Raw genomic sequence first — 17,095 nt, forward strand, 5'->3', positions numbered from 1 at the left:
CGCCCCGCGGGGGATCCTGCGGGGAGCTCAGCCGCGGTGCAGGCCGAAGAAGCGGCGCAGGCGCGCTCGCGAGCCCGGGGCGGCGGGCGTCTCCGGAAGCGGGGAGGCCGGTCCGGCGGACGGGGGCCGCTCCTCGTTCCGCCGGCGGCGCGCGCCGCGCAGGGCGGCGTAGTAGGCGCTCTCCGCGGCGGCGTCCGCGAGCAGCGCCGCGGACAGGGTGCCGAGCACGCGCGCCCCGGCCCCGCCGCGCCGGGCCGCCCCGGCGAGCCCGACCCCGAGGGCGGTCTCGGTGCCGGCGACGGCCAGCAGCAGCTCCGGCCGGCGGACGAGGGCCCGCTGGTAGCGCGCGAACAGCCCGTCGCCGGTCGGCTCGATGGTCATCCCCCGCAGCACGGCCGAGGCCACGCCCGTCGGCTCGTAGTGCTCGGCGCCCTCCGTCTCCGTGAGCTCCCGGCGGCCCTCGACGACCTTGGCGGCGAGCACGGGCAGCCCCAGCAGCTGCAGGACGGACTCCAGGACCAGGTCGGTGGACTCCCCCAGCACGTAGTTGCGCAGCCGGTTGGTCTCGGCCGGGTCGAGGTCGAAGACGGAGGCCACGGACTCGGTCTGCAGGTCCGAGGTGCCGCCGGAGCACAGCCGGACGAGGTCGCGCTCGAACCGGGCGGCCGGCGTCTCCTCGGCCTCGACGGACACGCCGCCCGCGGGGAGCCAGTCGGGGCCCCACTCGAGGGCGCACACGGCGTCGGCCGCCTCGAGGTCGGTGACGGACGCGGGGTCCTCCCCGGCGAGCAGGACCTCGAAGGAGCGGGTGGCGCCGTCCGAGGACAGCGCCACGGCGGTCTCGGCGAGACCGGTGCGCACGGCCCAGAAGTCGACCTCGGCGTCGAAGACCACCACGGACCAGCCGTGCCGGGACACGGCGGTGAACCCGGTGCCGGACAGGGCCGCCAGCACGGGCAGCTCGGGGGCGTCCAGGCGCACGAGCAGCACGCGGCGCAGCCCGGGGTGCTCGGGCCGGAGCTGCTGGCCGGTCATCCGCACGAGGGTCGCGGAGAGCTCGTCGAGGGTGCACCCGGGCCGCACGGAGCCGTCCTCGGAGGCCTGCGCCAGACGGCCCCCGGCGTCGGCGAGGAACATCAGCTGAGTGGCGCGGGGGCCCTCGGCGTAGGCGCTGATCAGGCGGTGGTGGGCGATGACCTTGCGCATCCCCTCGCAGGTGGGGCGCAGCCCGGAGCCGTCGGACGCGGTGGCCTCCGTCACGCACAGCACCGTGGCGGGGACCAGGTCCCACGCGGAGGTGGGGGACGCGATGTCGTCGGCGGGGAGTGAGGTCATGCCGTCCATGCTACGCCGTCGCCGCCGCCGCCCGGGGGGCTCGCGGAGCGTTCCCGGCGGGGCCGGTCCGCTCAGCGGGGCCCGTCGACGAGCTCGGCCGTGGTGCCGTCCTGGAGGGCGGCCAGGCCCGCCCGCAGGCGGCGGGCCAGCGCGGGCCGCAGGTACCGGTCCAGGTCCGCGGGGGCCGTCCAGCGGTGGCTGAGCAGCTCCTCCTCCTGGATCGCGATGGGCGTGTCGGCACCGATGACGCCGCCGTCGTAGACGAAGGAGACCGAGTCCCCCCACAGGCCCATGGCCACGCCGTGGTGGACGACGAGGAGCCGGCCCTCGGGCAGGTGCAGGCCGACCTCCTCGACGACCTCGCGGAAGCACCCGGTGCGGGGGTCCTCCCCCGCCTCGACGGTGCCTCCGGGCACCGTCCAGTCGGACTTGTAGTTGGGCTCCACGAGCAGCACGCGGCCCTCGGGGTCGCGGATGAGGGCCTCCGCGGCGAGGCGGCGGGTCGGCAGGGAGTCCACGAACTGCTTCAGCTCGGTCTCGGACAGGTAGGAGCTCACGGCGCGATCACTGTCCCAGGAACTTCTCGAAGCCCTTGGGCAGGTTCAGGTCCGCGGGGTCCGGCTGCCCCGGGGCGGCGCCGAACGCCGATCCGGCGGGCGCCTTCTGCTTCCGCTGCTGCTCGAGGGCCGCGTTCTCCTGCGCCCGCTTGGCGGGGTTGCCCGAGCGGGAGCCCCCCTTCTTCGCGGAGCCCTTGCCCTTGCCCTTCTTCGGACCGCCGCCGGCACCGGGCATGCCGGGGATGCCGGCCGGCATGCCGGGCACGCCCTTGCCCTGGGCCAGGCGCTTCATCATCTTCTGCGCCTGGGCGAAGCGCTCCATGAGCTGGTTCACCTCGGAGACGGTGACGCCCGAGCCCTTGGCGATGCGGGCGCGGCGGGAGCCGTTGATGATCTTGGGCGCCACCCGCTCGTGCGGGGTCATGGACCGGACGATGGCCTCGACGCGGTCGATCTCGCGCTCGTCGAAGTTCTCGAGCTGCTCGCGCATGCCGGCGGCGCCCGGCATCATCATGAGCATCTTCTTCATCGACCCCATCTTGCGCAGCTGCTGCATCTGGGCGAGGAAGTCCTCGAAGGTGAAGTCCTCCTGGTCGGTGAACTTCCGGGCCATCTTCTCGGCCTCGTCGCGGTCCCACTGCTTCTCGGCCTGCTCGATCAGCGTGAGGACGTCGCCCATGTCGAGGATGCGGGACGCCATGCGGTCCGGGTGGAACTGCTCGAAGTCGTCGACGTTCTCCCCGGTGGAGGCGAACATGATGGGCTTGCCGGTCACGGAGGCCACGGACAGCGCGGCGCCGCCGCGGGCGTCGCCGTCGAGCTTGGACAGGACCACGCCCGTGAAGTCGACGCCCTCGTTGAAGGCCTGGGCCGTGTTCACGGCGTCCTGGCCGATCATCGCGTCGATGACGAAGAGGACCTCGTCGGGCCGCACGGCGTCGCGGATGTCGCGGGCCTGCTCCATGAGGGCCTCGTCGATGCCGAGACGGCCGGCGGTGTCCACGATGACCACGTCGTGCAGCCGCGCGCGGGCCTGGGCCACGCCGTCCCGGGCGACCTGCACGGGATCGCCCGTGGGGTCGTCGAACTCCGAGGTGGTGCCCGGGTGCGGGGCGAAGACCGGCACCCCGGCGCGCTCGCCCACGACCTGGAGCTGGGTGACCGCGTTGGGCCGCTGGAGGTCGGAGGCCACGAGCAGGGGGCGGTGCCCCTGGCCCTTGAGCCACTTGCCGAGCTTGCCGGCCAGGGTGGTCTTGCCGGCGCCCTGGAGGCCGGCGAGCATGATGATCGTGGGCCCGGTCTTGGCCATCCTGATCCGGCGGGTCTGGCCGCCGAGGATGTTCTGCAGCTCCTCGTTGACGATCTTCACGACCTGCTGGCCGGGGTTCAGCGCCTCGGAGACCTCGAGCCCGAGGGCGCGCTCCTTGACCGCGGCGGTGAACTCGCGCACGACCGGCACGGCGACGTCGGCGTCGAGCAGGGCGCGGCGGATCTCCCGCACGGTGGCGTCGACGTCCGCCTCGGTCAGGCGGCCCTTGCCTTTGAGGTTCTTGAAGGTGGCGGTCAACCGGTCGGACAGTGAATTGAACACGGGTCGAAAGCTGCTTTCGTCGAGGGAGGCGGCCGGTGCGCCGCGGTCTGCACCGCGGGCCGCGGCCCGGCCCGGTGTGGCGGGTCAGTGTCCAAGGTTAGCAACTCCGGGCGGTGCGGGGCCCTCCCCCGCCGACGCACCGGGACGACGACGGCCGGTCCCCTCCCGGTGGAGGGGACCGGCCGTCGGGACCGGTGGGGGTCAGAGCGCCGTCTCGTCGCGCTCGCCCGTGCGCACGCGCACGGCCTGGTGCACGTCGGTGACCCACACCTTCCCGTCGCCGGCGCGGCCGGTGTTGGCGGAGGAGACGATGACGTCGACGATGTCCGTGGCCTGGTGGTTGTCGACGAGGATCTCGACCCGGACCTTCTCGAGCAGGTCCACCGTGTACTCCGCGCCGCGGTAGACCTCGGTGTGCCCGCGCTGCTGCCCGTAGCCGTGCACGTTCTGGACCGTCATGCCCTGGACGCCGTAGGACTCGAGGGCCGACTTGATGTCCTTGAACTTCTCGGGGCGCACGATCGCGGTGACGAGTTTCATGGGAGGGGTGCCTTTCGTGAGGGTGGGTTGCGCCGGTGGTCGCCGCACGGCTCAGCTGTGCACCGGCTCGGAGCGGCCGGGCTCGAAGGACGTGGCGTCCTGCCCGGCACTGTGCCGGCCCGGGGTGAAGGAGCCCGTGGCGTCGCCGGCCAGCGCGTAGCCGGACTCGGCGTGCTGGGTGATGTCGATGCCGTCGATCTCGTCCCGCTCGGTGATCCGGAAGCCGATGGTCCTGTCGATCACGAAGGCGATGACGAAGGTCAGCACCGCGCAGTAGACCACCGAGACGAGCACCGCCACGACCTGGGTGAGCAGCAGACCGAAGCCGCCGCCGTAGAACAGGCCCGCCGTGCCCTCGGAGGGCAGCGCCACGAAGCCCAGTGCCACGGTGCCGACGATGCCGGAGACCAGGTGCACGCCGATGACGTCCAGGGAGTCGTCCATGCGCAGCCGGTACTTGAGGCCCACGGCGAGCGCCGAGCAGATGCCGGCCACGAAGCCGATCCCGATCGCCCAGACCGGGGAGACGTTGGCGCAGGCCGGGGTGATGGCCACGAGCCCGGCCACGGCGCCGGAGGCGGCCCCCAGGGAGGTGGCGTGCTTGTCGCGGATGCGCTCGGTGAGCAGCCAGCCCAGCATCGCGGCGGAGGGGGCCACGAGCGTGTTGATCCAGATGAGCCCGGCCTGCTCGGCGGTGCCGGCGGCACCGGCGTTGAAGCCGAACCAGCCGAACCACAGGATCGCGGCGCCGAGCATCACCAGCGGCAGGTTGTGGGGGCGCTGGCTCGGGTCCTTGCCGAAGCCCTGGCGGGCGCCGACGATCATGATGAGGATCAGCGCGGCCACGCCGGCGTTGATGTGCACCACGAGACCGCCGGCGAAGTCGATGGCCTCACCGAGCACGGAGCCGATGGCGCCGTCCTCGGTGAGCAGCCCGCCGCCCCAGACCATGTAGGCCAGGGGGGCGTAGACGAGCGTGGCCCAGACGGGCACGAACACGGCCCAGGCGCCGAAGCGGGCCCGGTCGGCGATCGCCCCGGAGATCAGGGCGACGGTGATGATGGCGAAGGTCCCGCCGTAGGCGGCGCCGAGGAGGTCCTCGGTGCCCATGATGTCGGCCAGGGCGAAGGAGGGCACCGGGCTGCCGGTGAGCCCGCCCAGCAGCGGGTCCCCGCCGCTCATGGAGTAGCCCCACAGGACCCACACCACGGAGACGAAGGCGATGGAGATGAAGCTCATCATCATCATGTTCAGGACGCCCTTGGCCCGGGTCATCCCGCCGTAGAACAGGGCCAGCCCCGGGGTCATGAAGAAGACCAGGGCTGCCGCGACGATCGTCCACACGTGTCCAGCAGTGATTTCCACGATGTGCACCTCTCTCTGAAGGTTGGTTCGGTCACCGGTGCCACTGGCCCGTTCCCCGCGGGGCCGTCCGGTGCTCACCGTTCCTTATCGAGTGTCCGAGAGAGATGTTTCGTCCGTCGGCGTGCCGGGTTGCCGACATGTTTCACGCCCGCCGCAAGGGTTACGAGTACGTAAACTGCGGCGGGCGTGTGGGGCGTTGGGGGGACGGATCAGTCGAGCAGGGCGTCCACGAAGCTCTCGGGCTCGAAGGGCGCGAGGTCGTCCGGCCCCTCGCCGAGACCGATGAGCTTGACCGGCACTCCGAGGCTCTTCTGGATGGCGACCACGATGCCGCCCTTGGCGGTGCCGTCCAGCTTGGTGAGGACGATGCCGGTGACGTCGACGACCTCCGCGAAGACCCGCGCCTGGGTCATGCCGTTCTGCCCGGTGGTCGCGTCGATGACGAGCAGCACCTCGTCGACGGTGGCGGCCTTCTCGACGACCCGCTTGATCTTCCCGAGCTGGTCCATCAAGCCCGCCTTGTTCTGGAGCCGGCCGGCGGTGTCGATCATCACGACGTCCACCTCGTGCTCGATGCCGGCGGTCACGGCGTCGTAGGCCACCGAGGCGGGGTCGGCGCCCTCGACGTGCGAGCGCACGGTGGGCACGCCCACGCGGGCGCCCCAGGTGGAGAGCTGGTCGGCGGCCGCGGCGCGGAAGGTGTCCGCGGCGCCGAGCACCACGTCCTTCTCCTCGGCGACGAGCACGCGCGCGAGCTTGCCCACGGTGGTGGTCTTGCCCACGCCGTTGACGCCCACCACGAGGACGACGGCGGGGATCGGCCCCTTGCGCTGCACGGCCAGGGACCGGTCCATCGACGGGTCGACCAGCGCGAGGAGCTCCTCCCGGAGCATGGCCTTCACATGGGCGGGGTCGTCGGTGCCCTCGACCTTGACCCGGCGCTGGAGGGCCTCGACGAGGGCCATGGACGAGTCCGTGCCGAGATCGGCGAGCAGCAGCGTCTCCTCGATCTCGTCCCACACGTCCTGGTCGATGCGGTCGCGCGAGAGCAGGGCCAGCAGGCCCTTGCCGAAGACGTTGTTGGACTTGGCCAGCCGCCCGCGCAGCCGCGCCATCCGGGACGCGGCGGACTCGGGGCGGTCGAGGGCCCGCCGGGTGTCGGCGGGCGGAGCCGGGGCGGTGCCGGGCTCCAGGTCCCCGGGGGCCGCGACCGGACCGCCCTCGAGGTCGTCGGGGTCCCGGGTGGAGGGGTAGCCGCCGCGGGGCGCCTTGGGCCCCCGCAGCAGGACCAGCCCGAGCAGACCGAGGACCACGACGGCGATGAGCACGTATGCGAGAACGGGTATCGAATCCACGTCGCCCAGCTTCTCACACCGCCCGGTTCCGGGGCCGACGGGGGCGGGCCCGGGCGCCCGCCCGGGAGTCCTAGACTCGACGGGTGCCTGTTCAGCCCGCCGCCGCGCCCGAGCGCGAGCGCGTTCCCCAGCAGATCACGGTGCTCATCGCCGCCGCCTTCGTCATCGCGATCGGCTACGGCATCGTGGCCCCGGTGCTCCCCCAGTTCGCCACGACCTTCGGGGTCGGCGTGGCCGCCGCCTCGGCCGTGGTCAGCGTCTTCGCCGTGGCCCGCCTCCTCTTCGCCCCGGCGGGCGGGCGGATCCTGAACCGGATCGGCGAGCGCCCGACCTACGTGACCGGCGTGCTCATCGTCGCGCTGTCCTCGGCGGCCACCGCGTTCGCCCAGACCTACTGGCAGCTGCTGCTGTTCCGGGGCCTCGGCGGGATCGGCTCGGTGATGTTCACGATCTCGGCGATGGGGCTGATCGTGCGGCTGGCCCCGCCGCGGATGCGGGGGCGGGTCTCGGGCTACTACGCCTCCGCGTTCCTGGTGGGCGGGGTGCTCGGCCCCGTGCTCGGGGGGCTGCTGGCCGGCTTCGGCATGCAGGCGCCGTTCCTGATCTACGCGGTGTCGCTGCTGGTGGCCGTGGCCGTGGTGCACTTCCGGCTCAAGGACGAGGTCCTCGGCGCCGGCAAGGACCGCCGGAACCAGCCGGTCATGACCGTGGCCGAGGCGCGCCGGGTGGGGGCCTACCGCTCCGCCCTGGTCTCCAGCTTCGCCAACGGGTGGACCGCCCACGGGATCCGGGTGGCCCTCGTGCCGCTGTTCGCGGTCGCCGTGCTCGGGGCGGGTCCGGCCGTGGCCGGCCTGGCCCTGGCGGTCTACGCCGCGGGCAACGCGATGACCCTGCCGGTCACGGGCCGGCTCACGGACCGGTTCGGGCGCAGGCCGCTCGTGCTCAGCGGCCTGGTGCTCAACGGGGTCGCGACCATGGGGCTGGGCCTGGTCCAGGACGTCCCGTGGTTCGTGGTCCTCTCGCTCGTGGCCGGGATGGGCTCCGGGACCCTGAACCCGGGTCAGCAGGCGACCGTGGCCGACGTCATCGGACCGGACCGGGCCGGCGGGCCGGTGCTGGCCCGTTTCCAGATGAGCGCCGACGCCGGTCAGATCCTCGGCCCTGTGGTGGCCGGTGCGCTGGCCGACGCCGCGGGCTTCGGCTGGGCCTTCGGGGTCTCCGGGGCGATCATGCTGCTGGCGGCCGGGGCCTGGCTGCCGGTGCGGGACACGATGGAGCGGCCCGACACGCCGCCCGTGCGCGGCGCCGGACAGTAGCGCCGTCGCCGGGCTCGGCGGGTTCAGCGCAGCTCGGCGAGCCGCTGCCCGATGACGGTGGTCACGCCGTCCCCGCGCATCGCCACCCCGTAGAGGGCGTCGGCGATCTCCATGGTCCGCTTCTGGTGGGTGATGATGATCAGCTGCGAGGTCTCCTGCAGCTGCCGGAAGATGCTCAGCAGCCGCCCGAGGTTGCGGTCGTCGAGGGCCGCCTCGACCTCGTCCATGACGTAGAAGGGCGAGGGACGGGCCTTGAAGATCGCCACGAGCAGCGCGATCGCCGTCAGCGAGCGCTCCCCGCCGGAGAGCAGGGACAGGCGCTTGATCTTCTTGCCGGCCGGGCGCGCCTCGACGTCGATCCCGGTGGTGAGCATGTCCGTGGGGTCGGTGAGGCGCAGCCGGCCCTCCCCGCCCGGGAACAGGGTGGCGAAGACGCCCTCGAACTGCCGGGCGGTGTCGGCGTAGGCCTCCGCGAAGACGCGCTCCACGTGCTCGTCGACGTCGCGGATGATGCTGCGCAGGTCCTGCCGGGAGCGCTTGAGGTCCTCGAGCTGCTCGGCCAGGAAGCGGTGGCGCTCCTCGAGGGCCGCGAACTCCTCCAGCGCCAGCGGGTTCACCCGCCCCAGGGAGGCGAGCTCCTTCTCGGCCCGGCGCAGCCGCACCTCCTGCTCGGCGCGCACGTAGGGGGCCCCCGCCGCGGTCTCGGCCAGGGCGCCGGTCGCGGCGCCGAACAGGGCGTCCTGGCCGTCGTCGGCGGCCGACGGCGCGGTGGCCGCGCGCTCGGCGTCCTCCGGCGCCCCGTGCTCGGGACCGGGTTCGGGGATCAGCAGGTGCGGCCCGTAGTGCTCCACGAGCGAGTCGGGGGTGAGCCCCAGCTCCTCGAGGGAGCGGTCCTCCAGGGCCTGGATCCGGGCGCGCTCCTGGGTGCGGGCCAGCTCGTCACGGTGCACGGAGTCGGTGAGCTCGGCGAGCCGTGCGGCGAGCCGGTCGTTGGCGGCGCGCAGGTCCGTCAGCTCCGCGTCCAGCCCGGCGCGGACCGCCTCGGCCCGGTCCCGCTCCGCGGCGGCGACCGCCGCGGACGCGGTCACGAGCTCGAGCAGCTGTCCGGCGCCGGAGAGCACCGCCTCGGCGTTGCGGGCCTGGAGCCGGCGGCGCCGCGCCCGGCGCTCCGCCTCCTCCCGCGCCCGGCGCTCGGCCGCGGCGGCCCGCTCCTGCGACGCGGCCCGGTTGCCGAGGGCCCGGGCCTGCTCCTCCAGCGAGCGCAGGGCCAGCCGGGCCTCCGTCTCCGCGGTGCGGGCCGTCGTGGCGGCCCGGTGCAGCTCGTCGCGGCGGGCGGCGGCCTCGAGCTGTACGGTCTCGGTGTCCTCCTCGCCGTGCTCCTCGGCTGCCTCGAGCCGCTCGGCGGTCTCGCGCAGCCGCTCCTGCTCCCGGGCCAGGTGCTGCCGGGCGACCGCCACCTGCTCGTCGAAGCGCCGGGTCTCCGCCTCGGCGGAGTCCAGCACGGCCCGGACCCGGGACAGCTCGGACGCGGCACGGTCCGCCGCGCGCTCGGCGGCGCGCCGGGCCGCCGCGGTCTCCTCGGCCGCCCGGCGGGCGTCGTCCCGGGTCCCGGCCGCCGCGCGGGACGCGGCGCGCGCCCGGTCGAGGGCCGTGGCGAGCTCGGCCTGCTCCGCCTCGGCGGCCTCGGCAGCGGCGCGGGTCTCGAGCGTGCCGGCCGCCTCCCCGGCCCCGCCCCAGGCGCTGGTGCCCGTGAACACGTCGCCGCCCCGGGTGACGGCCGTCAGCTCGGGCCGGTCGGCCACGATCCGGGCCGCCGTGGCGGCGTCCTCCGTGAGCACGGTCCCGGCGAGCAGGGCGCGGACGGCGGCCGCTCCGCGCCGGGCGTCGTCGCCCTCGTCGGCGCCGGCCCGCAGCACGGCCGCGGCGGGCCGGACCCAGGGCCGGTCGGGGACCGTCGGGGGCGGGCCGGACGGATCCGGGGCGTCCGCCGCCACCAGCAGGTGCACCCGGCCCACGCCGTCGGCGCGCAGGGACTCGAAGACGGAGACGGCCGCGCCGTGGGAGCGCACGGCGAGGGCCTCCGCGAAGGGGCCCATGGCGGCGGTCAGGGCACGCTCCCAGCCGGGCTCGACGTCCACGAGGTCGACGACGGCGCCGAGCACGGCGCCGGCGTGCCGGTCGAGCACCGCCGCGGAGCCGTCGGGCTGGTGCAGGGCGGCGCGCAGGGTCTCGGCGCGGGCGCGCTGGGCGTCGTGGGCGCGCAGCAGCTCCTGGGCCGCGGCCTCGGCCTCCCGCGCGGCGGCGTGGGCCGCGGCAGCGGCCTCGGTGTCCTCCTCGTGCCGGGCGCGGGCCCGTTCGGCGGCGCCGGCCGCGTCCCGGGCCGCGAGCGCCAGGCTGTCGGCCTCGGTGCCGGCCTGCGCCCGGCGCCGCCCGGCGTCCGCGTGGGTGGTGTGCAGGCGGGAGAGCTCGTTCTCGGCCGCCTCCACCCGCGAGCGGGCCGCCGCGACCGCGCCGGTGAGCCGGGCCGTGCCCTCCCGGCGGTCGGCGGCCGCCCGGAGCAGACCGGTGACCACGCCGTCCTGGTCCCGGGCGGCGGCCTCCGCGTCCTCGCGCTCCTGGATGGCCTCGGCGAGGGCGTCGACGGCGTCCTCGACCTGCTCGAGGAGCTGGTGGTGCCCCTCGCGGGTGCGGGCCGCCTGGGCGTCGAGCCGGTCCGGGTCCCGTCCCGGCTCCGCGGGCTCGGCCGCGGAGCCGAGCAGCCGGCGCCGTTCGGCGGCGAGCGAGGCGAGGGACCGGTAGCGCTCCTGCACGGCGGTGAGCTGGTACCACGTGTCCCGCGCGGCGTTCAGGGCGGGGGTCGCCTGGGCGGCGCGGGCCTCGACGTCGGCCTGGCGGGCCCGGCGGGCGTCGAGGGCCTGCTCGGCCTCGGCGCGCTCGGCGCGCAGCCGGCGCTCGACGTCCTCGTCGACGGCGAGGCTCGTGCGGGCCTGCACGAGGTCGTCGGCCAGCAGCCGGGCGCGGGCGTCGCGGACGTCGTGCTGGATCCGCTGGGCGCGGCGGGCCGTCCTGGCCTGCCGGCCCAGCGGGGTGAGCTGGCGCCGGATCTCGGCGGTGAGGTCCTCGAGCCGGTCGAGGTTGGCCTGCATGGCCTCGAGCTTGCGCAGCGTCCGCTCCTTGCGGCGGCGGTGCTTGAGGATCCCCGACGCCTCCTCCACGAAGCCGCGGCGCTCCTCCGGGGTGGCGTGCAGGATGCGGTCGAGCTGGCCCTGGCCCACGATGACGTGCATCTCCCGGCCGAGCCCGGAGTCGGAGAGCAGCTCCTGGATGTCGAGCAGCCGGCACGGGCGGCCGTTGATCGCGTACTCGGAGCCGCCGGTGCGGAAGAGCGTGCGCGAGATCGTGACCTCGGAGTACTCGATGGGCAGCGCGCCGTCGGCGTTGTCGATGGTCAGCGACACGTGCGCCCGCCCGAGCGGGGGCCGGCCGGCGGTGCCCGCGAAGATGACGTCCTCCATCTTCCCGCCGCGCAGCGACTTCGCGCCCTGCTCCCCCATCACCCACGCCAGGGCGTCCACCACGTTGGACTTGCCCGAGCCGTTCGGGCCGACGACGGCGGTGACCCCGGGCTCGAACTCGAAGGTGGTGGCCGAGGCGAAGGACTTGAACCCCCGCACGGTCAGGGTCTTCAGGTGCACGGGGGTCCGGTCTCCTGGGGTGGGCGTGGCGGGCGGGGGTCGCCCCCACTGTACTCGCGCGCCCGGACAGCGCTCCTGGTGGGGCGCGGTGAGCCGCCCGCGGAGCGGAGCGGCGGAGAAGATGATCAGCCTACAGAGAAACGGCCGGGCCCGGGCCGCCACCGCGGAGCCGGCCGGTAGACTGACCGCGACCAGCACGACCTGCCCTCCCCGCGACCGTGCCCTCCGTGGGCGGACCGGGGCGTCGGCGAGACCCTAACGAAAGCCAGAGACCTTGACCGGTAATTCCTCGATCCGTCACCGCAACGCCGCCCTCCTGGCCATCACCAAGGTCGAGGCCGACGAGGCCGTGCCCTCGTCCCACGCCGACGAGGTCCTGGCAGACACGTTCGCCCGGCTGAAGATGCCGAAGGGCCTGCTCGAGCGGCTCGCGGGCGTCAACGAGCGGCGCGTCTGGGCTCCGGGGCGCCACTTCACCGACGGCGCCGTGGAGGCGGGCGAGGCGGCCCTGGCCCGGGCGGGCGTGCGCCCGGACCAGGTGGGGCTCCTGATCAACGCCTCCGTGACCCGCGACGGCTACGAGCCCGCAGTCTCGGTGTCCGTGCACCACCGGCTCGGGCTGGCCCCCTCCGCCCTGAACTTCGACGTCACCAACGCGTGCCTGGGCTTCGTCAACGGGCTCACGATCGCCTCCACGATGATCGACGCCGGCGCCATCGACTACGCCGTCGTCGTCGCCGGCGAGGACCCGACCCCCTGGCACCGCGAGACGTACGAGCGGCTGCAGGGCCCGGACGTGACCCGGGCGGACGTGGTGCGCGAGTTCGCCACCCTGACCCTCGGCTCCGGCGCGGCCGCCGCCGTGGTCGGCCCGGCCGAACGGCACCCGGAGGGCCACCGCATCGCGGGGTCCGTGACCCGCTCCGCGACCGAGCACCACGGGCTGTGCATCGGCGGCTTCGACGGCATGTACACCGACGCCACGGGGCTGCTCAAGCACGGCGTGGGGCTGCTCGCGGACGCGTGGCGCGACGCGCACGAGGACGGCTGGGACTGGGTGCACATGGACCGCTACATCGGCCACCAGGTCTCCATGTCCCACACCAACAAGCTGTTCCAGGACGTCGGGATCGACCCGGAGAAGTTCCCGCTGACCTTCCCGTTCTGGGGCAACGTCGCGGCCGCCGCGCTGCCGATGACCCTCGCCCTGGAGGCCGAGCGGCTCCAGCCCGACGAGCGCGTGCTGCTGCTCGGGGTGGGCTCCGGGCTCAACGCGACCTACATGGAGATCGACTGGTGAACCGCCGGCGCTGACGCCGCGCCCGCACGAGACGCCCCCGCACGAGACGCACCCTCGAGGAGCCCCACGACCATGGCACGCACACGACCGTCCACGACCCAGCAGCCCGGAGGGCCGGAGGCGGCGCGGCTGCCCATGACGGAGGTGCCACTGCCCGGGGTGGACCCGGCGTGGTCCCGCACGGTCACGGTGGCCTCGACCGCCCCCGTGGAGCCCGTTCCCGGCCGGCGGCGACGCTGGCACGTCCTCGACAACGCGGCCTCCCTGGAGGCCGCCGGGCTCACGCCGCGGGGCACGGTCCTCGCCGTGCACGGCAACCCCACGTGGTCCTACCTGTGGCGCGACGTGCTGGCCGCCGGGACGGACCCCGAGAACCCGTGGCGGGTCGTGGCCGTGGACCAGCTCGACATGGGCTTCTCCGAGCGGACCGGGCTCTTCCGCCGCCTCGACGACCGGGTCCGCGACCTGGGCGACCTCACGGCCGAGCTCGGCCTGGACGCGGGCGCCGGCCCCGTGGTGACCCTCGCCCACGACTGGGGCGGGCTCGTGTCCTCCGGGTGGGCCCTGGAGCACCCGGACGTCCACCGCGCCACGATCCTCACCAACACCGCCGTCCACCACGACAACGCCGAGCAGATTCCCGCCTCCCTGCGGCTGGCGCTGGCGCCGGCCGCGCACGAACTGCTCACCGAGCGGACCACGAGCTTCCTCGACGTGGCTCTTGCCCTCGCGGACCCGTCCCTGTCCCGCGAGGTGCGGGCGGCCTACCGGGCGCCGTACGCGACCCGCGCCCGGCGCGAGGCGATCCGCAACTTCGTGGCCGACATCCCGGTCGCCCCGGACCACCCCTCCCACGCCCGCTACGAGCAGATCGCCGCCGGCGTGGCCGCCCGCGACGTCCCCGCCCTGCTGCTCTGGGGCATCGGCGACCCGGTGTTCCAGGAGCGCTACCTGCAGGACCTCCTGCGCCGGATGCCGCACGCCGACGTCCACCGCTACGAGGGCGCCCTGCACCTGCTGCCCGAGGACCGGGACGTCGCGACGCCGGTGATGGCCTGGCTCGCCGACCGCTTCGGCCCCGGCCCCGGGCGCCGCGAGCTGCACCTGCAGCGCCGTGCCACCTCCCGCGGCGAGCACGTCCCGTTCCCCGCCGAGCTCGACGCGCGGCGCGCCGACCTCGGCCTCGCCGTCGTGGACATGGCGCCTGCCCCCGGCGACCCGCACGCCGGGGCCCGTGTGCCCCCGGTGCGGGCGAGCCTGAGCTGGGCGGAGCTCGCCGACCGCGTGGACCGCCTCGCGGCCGGTCTCGCCGACATCGGCGTGCGCCCCGGGGACAGGGTGAGCCTCATGGTGCCGCCGGGCTCCGACCTCACCGCGCTGCTCTACGCGTGCCTGCGCCTGGGCGCCGTCGTCGTCGTGGCGGACTCCGGCCTCGGCCCCAAGGGCCTCACCCGCGCGCTGCGAGGGGCCGCCCCGGCCTGGCTCGTGGGCATCCGCAGGGCGCTCGTCGCCGGCCGGGCCCTCGGCTGGCCGGGCGCCCGGGTCTCCCTGGAGGCCCTCGACCCCGTCTCCCGCCGGGCCCTCGGCGTCGCGCACGACGTCCCGGGGCTGCTGAAGTCCGCCCCGCGACCGGACCTGCCCGCGCCGGACCCGGACGCGGACGCCGCGGTGCTGTTCACCTCCGGGTCCACGGGCCCGGCCAAGGGCGTCGTCTACACCCACCGCCAGCTCTCCGCCATGCGGGACGCCGTCCGCGACACGTACGGTCTGACCGCCGGCACGGGGCTCGTGGCGGGCTTCGCGCCGTTCGCGCTGCTCGGGCCCGCCATGGGGACCACCTCGGTGACCCCGGACATGGACGTGACAGCCCCGAAGACCCTCACCGCCCGTGCCCTGGCCGACGCCGCCTCGGCCGTCCAGGCCACGGCGGTGTTCCTCTCCCCCGCGGCGATCGCGAACGTCCTGGCCACCCGGCACGAGCTGGACGAGGGGCAGCGGCGGGCCCTCGAGCTCGTGGAGCTCGTGCTCTCGGCCGGGGCGCCTCTTCCGGAGTCGCTGCTGGAGCAGCTGCAGGAGCTCGTGCCCGCGGCGACGCTGCACACCCCCTACGGCATGACCGAGGGGCTGCCCCTCACGGACGTGACCCTCGGGACCATCCGGCAGGCCGGCCGGGACAGCGCGGGATCCGCCGTGGCCGGCGCCGGCAACGGCGTGTGCGTGGGCACCGCCGTGCACGGCGCCGAGCTCGGGGTCACGGCCCTGCGCCCGGACGGCGCCCCCGAGGACGAGATCACGACGGAGCCCGGGGTCACCGGCGAGATCGTCGCCCGCGCCCCGCACGTCAAGGACCGCTACGACCGGCTGTGGCACACGGAGCACCTCAGCACCCAGCTGCCCGGCTGGCACCGCACCGGGGACGTCGGGCACGTCGACGCCGCCGGGCGGCTGTGGGTCGAGGGCCGCCTCGCCCACGTCATCGTCTCCGCCGGCGGTGTGCTGACGCCGGTCGCCGCGGAGCACGCGGCGCAGACTGTGCCCGGGGTCGGCCGCGCCGCCGTCGTCGGGGTCGGCCCGGCGGGCACGCAGGTGCCCGTGGCCGTCGTGGAGACCGTTCCCCCGGCCCCGCGCCCGGGCCCTGCCGACCCGCTGCTCTCCGGAGCCGTGCGCGCCGCCGTGCGCGAGGCCACGGGCCTGGACCTCGCGGCCGTGCTCGCGGTCCCCGAGCACCCCACCGACATCCGGCACAACTCCAAGATCGACCGAGCCCTGCTGGCCGGATGGGCGGAGAACGCCCTGGCCGGAGGAAGGATCAGGAACCCGTGAACGGCAAGCACCGCCAGGACGGCACGCACGACGACAAGGTCCCCGCCTACGACGCCTCCGTGACGGAGGGCGCCCCGCCGGCCGGCACCGGCAGCCACGAGGTGGAGCGCGGGCGGCAGGAGCTGACGGGTGAGGGGCGGACGGTGCTCGTCACCGGCGCCTCCGGGATGCTCGGGGAGCACGTGGCGCGGCTGCTCGCGGCCCGCCACTGGACGGTCCGGCTGCTCCAGCGCGGTCACGCGCCGCTGGCCGACCAGCCGAACGTCGAAGAGGTCCTGGGCTCCGTCGCGGACCCGGACGCCGTCGCGCGGGCCATGGAGGGCGTCGACGACGTCGTCCACCTCGCCGCCAAGGTCTCCTTCGCCGGGGACTGGGACGAGTTCGTGCTGACCAACGTCACCGGCACCCGCGTGGTCCTGGAGACCGCCCGGCGGGCCGGCGTGGACAACGTCGTGTTCGTCTCCTCGCCCTCGGTCGCCCACACGGGCGACTCCATCGTCGGTGAGCCCGCCCGCGCGGCCGACCCCGTGCACGCCCGCGGCAACTACGCCCGGTCCAAGGCCGCGGCCGAGCTGCTCGCGCTCGAGGCGGACGGCCACGGGCTGCGCGTCACGGCCGTGCGCCCGCACATCGTGTGGGGCCCCGGGGACACCCAGCTCGTCGAGCGGATCGTCGGTCGTGCGGCGAGGGGGCGGCTGCCGCTGATCGACCACGGGGCGGCGCTGATCGACACCACCTACGTCGACAACGCGGCCGAGGCGGTCGTGCGGGCGCTGGAGCGGATCGAGTGGGCCCACGGGCGGGCGCTGGTGGTCACGAACGGCCAACCCCGCACCGTGGGCGAGCTCGTCGCGGGCTTCTGCCGGGCCGCCGGGGTGGAGCCGCCGGCGCGCCGGGTCCCGGGCGCGCTGGCCCGGCTGGCCGGCACGGTCATCGAGAAGGTGTGGGCGCTGCGGCCGGGGGCGGACGAGCCGCCGATGACGGCCTTCCTGGCCGAGCAGATGTCCACGGCCCACTGGTTCGAGCAGCAGACCACCCGAGAGGTGCTCGACTGGACGCCGTCCGTGACGGTCGAGGAGGGCATGGCGCGGCTGGCCGAGTACTACCGGACCCATCCGCTGGGCGCCGACGACGCCCCGATGCCCGCCACCGGGTCCACGGCCGCCGGCTGAGCCCCCGTGGCGGCCGCCTGACGGTCGGTCCCCGCACGGTGCTCCC

Annotated in this window: 11 protein-coding genes; 4 read left to right on the forward strand and 7 right to left on the reverse strand. The window is 75.1% G+C overall.

Features of this window, described 5'->3' with window-relative positions; translation table 11 throughout:
• Positions 1-27: 27 nt before the first annotated feature.
• From ACFYE3_RS15580 to ftsY, 6 genes are all read right to left on the reverse strand, one after another.
• Positions 28-1,335 (reverse strand): hypothetical protein, encoded by a 1,308-nt coding sequence (locus tag ACFYE3_RS15580; protein ID WP_387610619.1) that lies wholly within the window; start codon positions 1,333-1,335, stop codon positions 28-30.
• A 71-nt stretch (positions 1,336-1,406) separates the two neighbouring features.
• Complete coding sequence (locus ACFYE3_RS15585; protein WP_368832727.1) at positions 1,407-1,892, reverse strand: NUDIX domain-containing protein; 486 nt, start codon at positions 1,890-1,892, stop codon at positions 1,407-1,409.
• A gap of 7 nt (positions 1,893-1,899) precedes the next feature.
• Entirely contained in the window at positions 1,900-3,483 is a 1,584-nt protein-coding gene (ffh, locus tag ACFYE3_RS15590; protein ID WP_368822172.1) for a signal recognition particle protein, read from the reverse strand.
• A gap of 201 nt (positions 3,484-3,684) precedes the next feature.
• Entirely contained in the window at positions 3,685-4,023 is a 339-nt protein-coding gene (locus ACFYE3_RS15595) for a P-II family nitrogen regulator (protein WP_017833766.1), read from the reverse strand.
• Positions 4,024-4,074: 51 nt separating this feature from the next.
• A complete protein-coding gene (locus ACFYE3_RS15600) occupies positions 4,075-5,388 on the reverse strand; it encodes an ammonium transporter (RefSeq protein WP_387610622.1) in 1,314 nt (437 codons plus the stop codon).
• Between the two features lie 209 nt (positions 5,389-5,597).
• Entirely contained in the window at positions 5,598-6,743 is a 1,146-nt protein-coding gene (gene ftsY / locus ACFYE3_RS15605) for a signal recognition particle-docking protein FtsY (protein WP_368832731.1), read from the reverse strand.
• An 83-nt stretch (positions 6,744-6,826) separates the two neighbouring features.
• Here ftsY and ACFYE3_RS15610 point away from each other — a divergent pair, with 83 nt between their 5' ends.
• On the forward strand, positions 6,827-8,059 hold the full coding sequence (locus tag ACFYE3_RS15610) for an MFS transporter (protein WP_387610624.1): 1,233 nt from the start codon (positions 6,827-6,829) through the stop codon (positions 8,057-8,059).
• A gap of 23 nt (positions 8,060-8,082) precedes the next feature.
• On the opposite strand, the gene smc is transcribed toward ACFYE3_RS15610, so the two are convergent.
• Positions 8,083-11,754 carry a chromosome segregation protein SMC gene (gene smc / locus ACFYE3_RS15615; protein WP_387610626.1) on the reverse strand — a complete coding sequence of 1,224 codons (3,672 nt, stop codon included), beginning with the start codon at positions 11,752-11,754 and terminating at the stop codon, positions 8,083-8,085.
• A 274-nt stretch (positions 11,755-12,028) separates the two neighbouring features.
• Here smc and ACFYE3_RS15620 point away from each other — a divergent pair, with 274 nt between their 5' ends.
• The 3 genes from ACFYE3_RS15620 (at position 12,029) to ACFYE3_RS15630 (ending at position 17,049) form a co-directional block, all read left to right on the forward strand.
• On the forward strand, positions 12,029-13,054 hold the full coding sequence (locus ACFYE3_RS15620; RefSeq protein WP_387610628.1) for a 3-oxoacyl-ACP synthase III: 1,026 nt from the start codon (positions 12,029-12,031) through the stop codon (positions 13,052-13,054).
• Positions 13,055-13,189: 135 nt separating this feature from the next.
• Positions 13,190-15,877 carry an alpha/beta fold hydrolase gene (locus tag ACFYE3_RS15625; RefSeq protein WP_387610730.1) on the forward strand — a complete coding sequence of 896 codons (2,688 nt, stop codon included), beginning with the start codon at positions 13,190-13,192 and terminating at the stop codon, positions 15,875-15,877.
• Positions 15,874-17,049, forward strand: a complete 1,176-nt coding sequence (locus tag ACFYE3_RS15630) for an NAD-dependent epimerase/dehydratase family protein (protein ID WP_387610630.1) — start codon at positions 15,874-15,876, stop codon at positions 17,047-17,049. Before ACFYE3_RS15625 ends, ACFYE3_RS15630 begins: the two co-directional genes overlap by 4 nt.
• Positions 17,050-17,095: the final 46 nt, after the last annotated feature.

This window comes from Kocuria arenosa, from assembly GCF_042879215.1.
In the GTDB taxonomy this organism is placed as follows: Bacteria; Actinomycetota; Actinomycetes; order Actinomycetales; family Micrococcaceae; genus Kocuria; species Kocuria arenosa.